10 protein-coding genes are annotated in these 10,107 nt (G+C 58.3%); 6 read left to right on the top strand and 4 right to left on the bottom strand.

Annotated features, from left to right (window positions below; translation table 11 throughout):
* Nucleotides 1-78: 78 nt before the first annotated feature.
* Complete coding sequence (locus V5E99_RS29615; RefSeq protein ID WP_499806014.1) at nt 79-882, bottom strand: SirB1 family protein; 804 nt, start codon at nt 880-882, stop codon at nt 79-81.
* Nucleotides 883-1,066: 184 nt separating this feature from the next.
* Between V5E99_RS29615 and V5E99_RS29620 the strand changes: the two genes are divergently transcribed.
* Nucleotides 1,067-2,086 carry a Glu/Leu/Phe/Val dehydrogenase family protein gene (locus V5E99_RS29620; protein WP_499806015.1) on the top strand — a complete coding sequence of 340 codons (1,020 nt, stop codon included), beginning with the start codon at nt 1,067-1,069 and terminating at the stop codon, nt 2,084-2,086.
* A gap of 113 nt (nt 2,087-2,199) precedes the next feature.
* On the opposite strand, the gene V5E99_RS29625 is transcribed toward V5E99_RS29620, so the two are convergent.
* Nucleotides 2,200-2,541, bottom strand: a complete 342-nt coding sequence (locus tag V5E99_RS29625) for a YebG family protein (protein ID WP_499806016.1) — start codon at nt 2,539-2,541, stop codon at nt 2,200-2,202.
* Nucleotides 2,542-2,898: 357 nt separating this feature from the next.
* Here V5E99_RS29625 and V5E99_RS29630 point away from each other — a divergent pair, with 357 nt between their 5' ends.
* Entirely contained in the window at nt 2,899-3,399 is a 501-nt protein-coding gene (locus V5E99_RS29630) for a phosphate-starvation-inducible protein PsiE (protein ID WP_499806017.1), read from the top strand.
* Here V5E99_RS29630 and V5E99_RS29635 read toward each other — a convergent pair.
* Nucleotides 3,396-3,713, bottom strand: coding sequence for a DUF3509 domain-containing protein (locus tag V5E99_RS29635; RefSeq protein WP_499806018.1), 318 nt, complete (start codon nt 3,711-3,713; stop codon nt 3,396-3,398). The genes V5E99_RS29630 and V5E99_RS29635 overlap by 4 nt on opposite strands.
* 205 nt (nt 3,714-3,918) lie before the next feature.
* Between V5E99_RS29635 and V5E99_RS29640 the strand changes: the two genes are divergently transcribed.
* From V5E99_RS29640 to V5E99_RS29655, 4 genes are all read left to right on the top strand, one after another.
* Entirely contained in the window at nt 3,919-4,107 is a 189-nt protein-coding gene (locus V5E99_RS29640) for a hypothetical protein (protein WP_499806019.1), read from the top strand.
* A gap of 267 nt (nt 4,108-4,374) precedes the next feature.
* Nucleotides 4,375-6,462, top strand: a complete 2,088-nt coding sequence (locus V5E99_RS29645) for a type VI secretion system Vgr family protein (RefSeq protein WP_499806020.1) — start codon at nt 4,375-4,377, stop codon at nt 6,460-6,462.
* The gene (locus V5E99_RS29650) at nt 6,459-7,292 is read left to right on the top strand and encodes a DUF4123 domain-containing protein (protein WP_499806022.1); all 834 of its coding nucleotides are present in this window, start codon (nt 6,459-6,461) and stop codon (nt 7,290-7,292) included. Before V5E99_RS29645 ends, V5E99_RS29650 begins: the two co-directional genes overlap by 4 nt.
* Nucleotides 7,293-7,308: 16 nt before the next feature.
* Nucleotides 7,309-9,801 carry a LysM peptidoglycan-binding domain-containing protein gene (locus V5E99_RS29655; RefSeq protein WP_499806023.1) on the top strand — a complete coding sequence of 831 codons (2,493 nt, stop codon included), beginning with the start codon at nt 7,309-7,311 and terminating at the stop codon, nt 9,799-9,801.
* A gap of 51 nt (nt 9,802-9,852) precedes the next feature.
* Here V5E99_RS29655 and V5E99_RS29660 read toward each other — a convergent pair.
* Nucleotides 9,853-10,107, bottom strand: a 255-nt coding sequence (locus V5E99_RS29660) for an SUMF1/EgtB/PvdO family nonheme iron enzyme (RefSeq protein WP_499806025.1), incomplete at its 5' end; no start/stop codon positions are given.

The following is a 10,107-nucleotide window of genomic DNA, read 5'->3' on the forward strand; positions in this document are numbered from 1 at the left end:
CAAAAGATCGCAGCCTTCGGCAGCTCCTACAGGGTGTACGCCACGTAGGAGCTGCCGAAGGCTGCGATCTTTTGGCTTTTAATGAACCACAGAATTCGGTGGCAAATGCCCCAGCCGTTCGGTCAGGCGAATCCGCTGGATCGGGTCATCACTGAGCATCAGCGCATGCTCCAGGTCGAAACGCTCGGCGTTCGGGCAATCGAGCCGTTGATAGAGGCTGGCCCGGGCCAGGTAATCGGCGGCGTTGCCGTTGCCCAGTTCCAGCACGCGCTCGGCGTCCACCAGGGCGCCGATGTAGTCATCGTTGGCCAGGTGCAACTGGCGCAGGTTGCGTGACAGCCGCTGGAGCATGTGCAGCGGTTCGGCGGTGAGCAAATGCTCGGCGCTGAGTTTAATGTTCGGGCCGTACTGGCGTTGCAGCAGTTCACGGCAGTCGTTGGGGTATAAGCGGCGCCCGCCGCAAGGGTCCAGCAGATGATCGGCGCCTTGCACCCGCAGCAGGAAATGCCCCGGAAAGTTGACCCCGACCATCGGAATCTCCAGCCTTCTGGCCAGCTCCAGCGCAATCAGCCCCAAGGCCAGCGGCTGGCCCCGTCGGCGTTCCAGCACCTTGTGGATTAACGCGGCTTGCGGGCGCAACGGGGTGAAATCGTCCTGGGCGAACCCCAGGTCATTCATGCGCCGCAATAACGGCTGCGCCAGTTCGCTCACCGGCAGCATCGGCAAGCCGGAACTCACTCGCTGCTGCAGCTCCTTGAAGTCCACCAGCAGTGCCTCGGGGTTCAACTGCGCATCATGTTCGGCCGCAATCCACAGCGCCGCCTCGAACAGGGCGGGCGGTGAGCGTTGCAGGCAGGCAAAGAAACGTTGGCGCGGGGTCATCAAAATCTCCGGGGCATGCCTCGTTTTAGCCCCGCCACAGGTTTTCGTCCAGTGTCGGACGCTGGCGGTTACAGGTTATGTCCGAAAGCCCTCACGGACGCGCTGCTTATTCCGGTGCGCTCCAGCAATTTTCAGGCGCAAGCCTATACTGGCGACTACAAGAAGTGATTCGGGGAGCCCGACGATGTTCGCTCTCATGCAAAGCACTCGCCTTGAATCGCTGCACCTGAGCGTAGACCCGGTCACCGGGTTGAAGGCGGTGATTGCCATTCATAACAGCCGTCTGGGGCCTGCTCTGGGCGGCTGTCGTTACCTGGCCTACCCCAGCGACGAGTCCGCAGTCGAGGACGCCATGCGCCTCGCTCAGGGCATGAGCTACAAAGCGGCGCTGGCCGGCCTGGCCCAGGGTGGCGGCGTGGCGGTGATTGTCCGCCCGGCCCACGTGGAAAACCGTGGCGCACTGTTCGAAGCCTTCGGGCGCTGCATCAATCAGCTCGACGGCCGCTACATCACCGCCATCGACAGCGGCACCTCAGTGGCGGACATGGATTGCATCGCCCAACAAACCCAACACGTCACCAGCACCACCTCGGCGGGCGATCCTGCGCCTCACGCGGCGATGGGGGTGTTTACCGGCATTCGGGCCACCGCCATGGCCCGACTGGGCAGCGACAACCTCGAAGGTTTGCGTGTGGCCATCCAGGGCCTGGGCAATGTGGGTTATGCCCTGGCCGAACAACTGCACGCGGCGGGCGCCGAACTGTTGGTCAGCGACATCGATCACGGCAAGGTGCAACTGGCCATGGAGCAACTTGGCGCTCATCCGATCGCCAACGATGCGCTGCTCAGCACCCCGTGCGACATCCTCGCGCCGTGCGGCCTGGGCGGTGTGCTCAACAGCCACAGCGTGACGCAACTGCGCTGCTCGGCGGTGGCCGGCTCGGCGAACAATCAACTGACGCACCTGGACGTTGCCGATCAGCTTGAGCGGCGCGGCATCCTGTATGCGCCGGACTATGTGATCAATTCCGGCGGGTTGATCTACGTCTCGCTCAAACACCGGGGCGAAGAGTTGCCGACCATCACCGCGCACCTGTCGAAAATCGCCTCGCGGCTCACCGAAGTCTTCGCCCACGCCCAGGCGGAAAAACGCTCCCCGGCGAGAGTGGCGGATGAGTTGGCAGAGAAGGTCCTATACCGGTAACCCCCCGTAGGAGCTGCCGAAGGCTGCGATCTTTTGATCTTGATCTTTTGATTTTCAGCCATGAAAAAGGCCCTGAGCCATTCGACTCAGGGCCTATTCAATTCGGGCATCGCTTACTTCGCGGCTTTGGCCGGCTTCGCAGGCTTGGCGGGCTCAGCGTCTTCCGCTGGCTCGCTTGGCGCAACAGTTTCAGCCACTTCAACCGGCGCGCTCAGCAACTCGGACAACGCATCCGGCTGGCTCTTGAACGCCTTGGCAAACACATCGCGGTTCTTCGCCATGTAGATCCCGGCTTCTTCCACTTGCTGCTCGCTCAGGGACGGAACGGCTTTTTGCAACACTTCAGCCAGCAATTCGGCCAGTTCGAGCATTTTGTCATGACGGTCAGCTTCGGCTTTATCCATGAACAAGCGCTCCAGATCTCGGCTGCTGCGGTATACCACTTCGACGGCCATTCACCACCTCACATGCCTTCACATTAAGTTGTCTTTGCGACTACTGTATTTATATACAGCGAAAAGGATAAGCGAATCCCTGCCTTTTGGGTAGTGGCTTTTTAATGTAGACCGAAATTGGCGTTTGTCAGGGAAACCGTGGTGCTTCATTCGCGGGCAAGCCTTGCTCCTACAGGTCAGTGTGATCCGTAGGAGCGAGGCTTGCCCGCGAAGGCGCCCGTCCGGACACCACAAAAAGTGCCGAGTAGCAGCCTATCGCCATCTCAATCCACAGCCTCTGGCCTTTTTTCTGCATGCAGAACAACCGTCACGTCCAACCCGCATCATCCGCTCGAACCGAGCTAAGGAAGAATCATCGTGAAAATCAACTGGGCCGAGAACCTGCGGCAGAACGTGCACCAACTGGCCGAGTCCCTGGGCAATCTGTTCGTCGAGACCTTCCACTACATGGCGTTGTTCGCCATCGGTGCGGTGACCGCGTGGGCGGCGGTGATGGAGTTTTTGCAGATGATCGAGGCAGGGCACATCAAGATCGATGACATCTTGCTGTTGTTCATCTACCTCGAACTGGGGGCGATGGTCGGGATTTACTTCAAGACCAACCACATGCCGGTGCGTTTCCTGATCTACGTGGCGATCACCGCGTTGACGCGCTTGCTGATCTCCAACGTCTCGCACCACAACCCGCCGGACATCGGCATCATCTATCTGTGCGGCGGCATTCTGCTGCTGGCGTTTTCGATCCTGGTGGTGCGTTACGCGTCGTCGCAATTCCCTTCGGTGAAGATCGAACACCCGCAGCGCAAGATCGGCGAGGGTTCCGGTGAACATCCAGAGGTGGAGAAGGGCGAACTTTAAAGCCCCATGGCTGGGCGGCTTTGGCCTTTGACGAGTGGCGGCGGCAGGTTGCGATTGTCGCCGTCCGTCATCGCTTCAAGGATGGCCACGGCGCTGTGTCCCTGTTCGATGGCGATGCCGAACTGAATACTTTGCACCAGGCGCTTGAGGCGCTTGGGGTCGTTGCGCTGATCGGCGCTGATCATCCGTTTGGCGACCACACGGCCACTGTTGGACAGGGTCAGCATGATGCTGCCGTCCAGACCCTGAATGCTCAGGTTGATCTGATAATCCGGTGCAAACGCATCGGTAATGAGCTGAAAAGGGTTGTCCATAATGCGTCACCGCCTGATTGAACGTGCAGTTGTTGACCGGCCATGATCGGGTTGGTTCGCACTACCAGACCATCGGCATTCCATGTTCATGAGCTTTCATCCGTGTCGCGTGGGTGCTGCCGGAGGCTGCGGTCTTTTGATTTAAGCGCTACAGATCAAAAGATCGCGGCCTTCGGCAGCTCCTACGGGGGGTGTAGCAAGGGGCATGCCGGGAAAACTGTCGGACAATGAACACGGTAAAAAAGCGGCGGGCACTGAGGCCCGCCTTCTTTTTGCCTGCCCGATTCAGGGCAGGAATGAATGGATGATCGCAGACAGTGCAATCAAACCGATCAGCATCACGTATTCGCGGTTGAGCCCGCTCGAACCCATTTATATAAGGGCGTTTGATTGAGGTGCAACTTGACCGACGTCAGATAACAGCCGCTTTTTCTGTTTTCGGAACCGAAAGATTTCGTTGGCGGAGTTGGGCATCACCCGTGCGCGCCCCCTCCTTCTTTGAAGCAATATTTCGAAATAGGGAAGCTTCGGACTGAGCTTGGCGATTCGTCCTACATCAATCCTTTTTTCTCATTGTTAACGTGCCCGCCAATCTCGCGTGCACAGACCATGGACGGTTTGGATATCGCGCTTTATTTCCTGTGTGCTTAAGGATAAGCGTATGTTCGGGCCGGCCAATGCGGCGCAGTTTGCGCTGTCGATTCCCGCTATTCGTCACGATTTCAAGGTGCTGGCCTTTGACGGTGTTGAGGCGATCAGCGCCTTGTACGCCATCAAGGTTGAATTGGTCAGTGAACACCCGGATTTCGATCTGGAGAGCCTGCTCAGCCAACCGGCGTTTCTGCAGTTTGGCTTCAACGGCGAGGGCCTTCACGGCCGTATCGACGACGTTTGGGTGGGTGAGGCTGGCAAGCGGCTGACCCGTTATCACCTGACCCTGGTGCCGGCGCTGCACTATTTGCAGTTCAGTCACGATCAACGGATTTTCCAGCACCTGACCGTGCCGCAGATCATCACGCAGGTGCTCAAAGGGCACGGCATCCTGAGTGATGGGTTTACCTTTCATGTCAGTAGCAGCCCGGAGCGTGAGTACTGCACGCAATACGGGGAGTCGAACTTCGATTTTCTCCAAAGACTGTGCGCCGAGGACGGCATCGCCTGGCATCACCAGCATTCGCCGGACGGTCATCGGCTGGTGTTCACTGATGATCAGACGTTTTTCCCCAAGGTGGGTGAAACCCCGTATCTGCAAGATTCCGGGATGGTCGCGGAGCACCCGGTGGTCAGCCAGTTCGCCATGGGCGTTCGTACTCGAACCAGCACCGCCACACGCCGGCATTACGACTTCCAGCGCCCGAGCCTGTTGCTGGAAAGTCGTTTCACCGCCGAGTTCAGCCCCGAGCTGGAAGACTATCGCTACCCGGCACCGATCAAGAACGAAAAACGCGGCAAACAACTCGCCCGGCAAGCCCTGGAGCGGCACCGCACGGATTACCAGTTGGTTGAGGGCCGAAGCGATCAGCCAACCCTGCGCAGCGGGCACTTTTTTGAGCTGACCGAGCACACGCGTAAAACCGCCAATGATCTGTGGTTGTTGCTGAGTGTGACGCACATCGGGAAACAACCGCAGGTGCTGGAAGAGACCGTCACCAGCGACGCCAAACCCGAAGACGGCTTCACCCAAGGCTATCGCAACCATTTCAGCGCCATCCCGTGGGACGTGTTTTACCGCCCGCCGCTGCGCCCTCGAAAAACGCAATTGGTCGCTCAGACCGCTCGCGTCACCGGGCCGCCCGGTGAAGAAATCTACTGCGATGAATATGGCCGCGTTCGTGTGGAGTTTTCGTGGGATCGAGCCGAACTCAACAGCGAAAAAAGCAGTTGCTGGCTCCGGGTGTCGTCCAGTTGGGCGGGCGAGGGTTTCGGCGCGGTGACCATCCCGCGTATCGGCATGGAAGTGGTGGTGACTTTCCTTGAAGGCGACCCTGATAAACCCCTGATCACCGGGTGCGTCGCCAACAAAATCACCTCCGTGCCGTACACCTTGCCCGAGCACAAAACCCAAACCGTGCTGCGCAGCCACAGCTCGCCGCACACCGGCGGCTACAACGAACTGTCGCTGGAAGACCGCGCCGGGCAGGAAAAAATCTACCTGCGCGCCCAGCGCGATCTCGAGCAACTGATCCTCAATGACAGCGACACCCAAATCGGCAACGACCGCCGCGAACAGATCACCCGCGACAGCCATAGCCTGATCGGCCATGACCGTTTTGAGCAGGTGGACAACCACAGCGCCAGCCTGATCAAGGGCGATGAGCTGCACACCACTGAAGGCGAACGCAGCACGGTGATCGGCGGCGACGAACTGATCAGCATCAGCGGCAACAGCAGCACCACGGCGGCGGGAACGCTGGTGATTCAGGCCGGATCGCAGGTGCATCTCAACGCCACGAATGTGGTGATTGAGGCGGGTATCAGCCTTACGCTGTCAGCGGGCGGTCAGCACATCGTGATCAACGCCGGCGGAATTTTCAGCAGCGTGGCCATTGTGGAGGGCGGGGCGCCGTTAGCGGGCATCGCCTCTTCTGCGGTGTTGCCGGGAGCGCTGGCGGCGCCTCGGCCGTTGCCGCTTCCCGACCTGTCTTCTTATCAAGAGCAATCGGTGGCTGGGGCTCTCTTGCCGGTTCCGTGCTGTCAGCTTGAGGCCTCAGGCCATTGCCCCATCCACCCGCAGGGTCAGCCCGCATGATCAAATCCATCGATTCACCCTTTCAGGTACCTGTTACGCCTGGCGTGCGCTGCGTCATTCTGGATGGCAGTTTTGATCCGTACTTAAAGGCCTCACTCAATCAGGCCATCGGTTATGCCGCCGAGCAGTGTGTCCCGCTATTGGACGACACGCGCTATGCAGGTCTTCAAGCTGCCGGGCCGTTCGCGTTGCTGTGTCCAGCCGGCGGTGCCTTGAGTGAGTATGCCTGCGCGTTGTTGGAGCGGGCCGATGCCGGTTGTGTGGCCTATCTGGAGGATGCACGGTCTTTTGCGCAGGCTATCGCGCATTGGCGTCATTTGCTCACGGTCAGCACGGACGACACACCCGCCCGGATGATGCGTTTTTTTGAACCGCGCTGGTTGGAACCGCTGATAAGCAGCCTCAATGAAACAGAGCTTTTGCAGTTTATGGGGCCAATCACCGACCTCGCTTGGCGCAACGAAATGGGCTGGCGTCACTTGGCTAATCCTCGACCCGGCCCAACCGCCGACGTTCAGTTGCCTGGCGTATTGCACCTGAGTCCGAAGCGTCAGGAACTGATGGGGCAATACCGTTTGAAGGTGCTGGCCGGACGATTCGCTCAGGACTATCGGGCGGTATTGCCCATGCCCGAACCCGTGGAGTTCGTGTATCGGCAACTCGTGGCGGCCCGGCAAGCGGGTTATCTGCAATTGGCCGAGCAGGAACGTTGGCTGCGCCTGGCGCTTATTCAGGGCGATGGCTTCTGGAGCCGTTTCCCTGACAACGAACTATTGGCCCGTGAGGACCTTGGCCTTGGTGACAAGCTTGTCGAGCTTGAGCGACTCTGAATCAGGACGATGATGAATGAACAGCACCTACACGGTAAAAAACGGCGATACGTTGGGAGCGATCGCCCGGCAAAACGGCGCTAAAGCGGCTGAAATTCAGGCGCTCAACCCGATCATTAGCAACCCGAACGACATCAGGCCCGGTTGGGAATTGAAGCTCCCCGCGACAGCGCGCCAAACAACCCTGCCGCCACCGATGCATACGGACAGCATCAGCTCCACTGCACTGGAGGGGCAACCCGAGTGCGATGAAGACCTGGTCGATGTGGCTCACATCACCGGCGAGCCAGACTTCTATGTCTTGACCGACAAACAATCCAGGGAACTGAAGCGGGAAATCAGCGCGGTTCAGAAACTGATGGATGAATTGCATCAGAACCTCGCCAAAGCCTTGCCCATCAGCCAGTGCAACAAGCTTCAAGACCCTGAAGCCATTTGCGCATGCGCCGGTTGTGTGAAAGAAGCGTGGGCAGTCAAGGCTGAAGGCGCCGGCTTACTGATCCGTGAAACCAGGCCCCAAGCCGCCGCGCCACTGACCAGCGCAAACGATTTGCAGGGGCAGCTCAGGAGCTTGCAGCAGGTTCGCGACTGGTATCAGCACTACAAGCCCAATTTTTTCGGGGCCACGCAATTTGAATCCAACTGGAAGTCATTGCAGGACAAGAAGACCCTTGAACTGGATCAGGAAATCAACCGCTTGCGTACCCAGTTGGCGGCCCAGCGTCCGCCTCGGCCCGGAAGCAGTTCAACCAATGCCAAGAGTGCCGAGCCCGATCTGAAACAGGGCAAAGGTCTCAGCGGTGAAGTCCAACGCGGCAAGCAAAGCAAAAGTGGCCTCACCGTGGTGGAGATCATTCTGTTTAGCGACCCCTCCCGACGGCACTACGTCCCGGTTCGATACCGCGATACGACCCGCTGGAGTGTCCGTGTCAGCACCAGTGTCATGGCCGGAAAACCGTTTGACAAACCATTGGCCGGCGACCTGATAAAAGACATCCAAAAGGCGGTTGGCGCAGGACGTAACGCCGGACCGCTGGGCAGCTTGGAGCTCAAGATCAGCAGTTGGACCAGTCAGGAAGACAACCTGCTCAATGCACTGCATCAGCAAGTAGCGTGGACCTCCAACCAGCACGATGCGGCGCGCTACGCGGTGTCCAGCGAAGCCCATGCCCTGCGTTTTGCCGCCAGTGCCAGCGCTGGAGTGAACAGCTGGAACCCCAGGGAAGGGAGCATCGAGGTCGGCGTCAAAGGCAGCGCGGCATTCTCGCTGGCGGAGGCCTCAGTGGCCCTGAATTCGTATTTCCCCGGTCAAGGCGGGTACGTCGCGAACATGGCGTACCGCAATGCCGAAGGCCAGGAAGTCGTTCATCCCATGGGCGTGTTTCGTGTAAGTGGCAAGGTGGAGCTGTCGTGTTTTGTGGGCGCCAAGTTGCAGAGTGAGGCTGGCGTCAAAACCCAATACAAACCCACTGAAACACCCGCAGGCGCTACCGCGTTGCTGGGGACTCCAAACATGGAGGTTGGCCCCAGCGGCAACATCGGCCTCAAGTGTGGCGCTTTTGTAGGTGCCCAAAGCGGGGGCGCCTTGAGTGGCTCCTTCGATTGGGTGGCGCCCGACAAACATGGCACGGGGAAATCCATCGTTGGCCAGGCTAATGCCAGCAGCAACTGGGTGAAGCTGGCAGAGGTCAAGGTCGAGGGGAATGTCGCGTTGGGGATTGGGGGCAGTGGTGAGTTTGGTCTTAGCATCTCGAAAGACCGGTTGGCGTTTAACTGTAAAGGTTCGCTGGTATTCGGTCCGGGGGCAGGGGGTGGGTTTGCGACGATGGTGGATGTTGAACAGATCGGTAAGTTGGCGTTGCTGTTTTGTAATGCGTTGGCGGAGGTGGAGTATCGGTATTTGTTGGGGGTGACGGGGGAGGCTTTTAGCTACATCGCGTCAGGGTTGTATCAGGTGGCAATTTCTCCAGTGAAAACATTCGAAGCCAGTGTCACGGATATGGCTCTTTGGTGGGAAGACAGGAACGCTACAAGGATTGAAGCCGAGGCGCTGGCTGATTATCTGATTGCCCATGAGCACGATAAGGTTATGAGGGTTAGGGATGAAGATATCCCATTGAGTGCATTGCCCCCTCAAACAATAGGTCCAATGGTCTATCTGCTAACGGAAGGCGTGGTTGCCAAGGGGATTGGTAGCTTCAACGAAAAACAGGAAAGGGCCTTGATTATGTTGCTCTCCGAGGTTCGGCGCTGGCGGCAGTTTATCGAAGTTCTGGAGCATTGCTCACTTAAGGGGGGGAAGGTTAAGGCGATGGAAAGTCTGGAGAGGATTAACGCGTTGCTCAATGGCTACGAACAAGACCAGTTCAATCGTTTTATTGACAGTTTGGCGTTTAATAATTTATCCGATCCTTCGACGCGGGTGGCTTGGGTTCCGAGCAATGCCTGGCGTAAGGAGAAAGTGCTAGTGGCCGCACAGAAGAGTGGCAGGTTTGAAGGGTTGGCCTAGTGCTGAGTAAATAACAAGGGTGCATTGAAAACACCCTTATTGTTTTCTAGCCTATAGTGGCTGATCGGATTGAATAGCACAGCGGAAGCTAAAACCCGGGACATGCCGTTGCTTGGACGGTTTTTCTGCCCAGCGCCGAACTGTACTCGCACTGAGTATCGGATCTTCCGGATAATTTGAGCCGCGTTGAATTCGCAGTGTGCCTGTTTTGGGACCAGTGGGGTTCTCTAGTGGTGAGTGACGATAATAGTCCTTGTCATACCAATCATTAACCCAGTCGGTGGCATTGCCGGACAGGTTGTAAAT

It is taken from the genome of Janthinobacterium sp. LPB2021202312-11-4 (assembly GCF_037049705.1).
In the GTDB taxonomy this organism is placed as follows: domain Bacteria; phylum Pseudomonadota; class Gammaproteobacteria; order Pseudomonadales; family Pseudomonadaceae; genus Aquipseudomonas.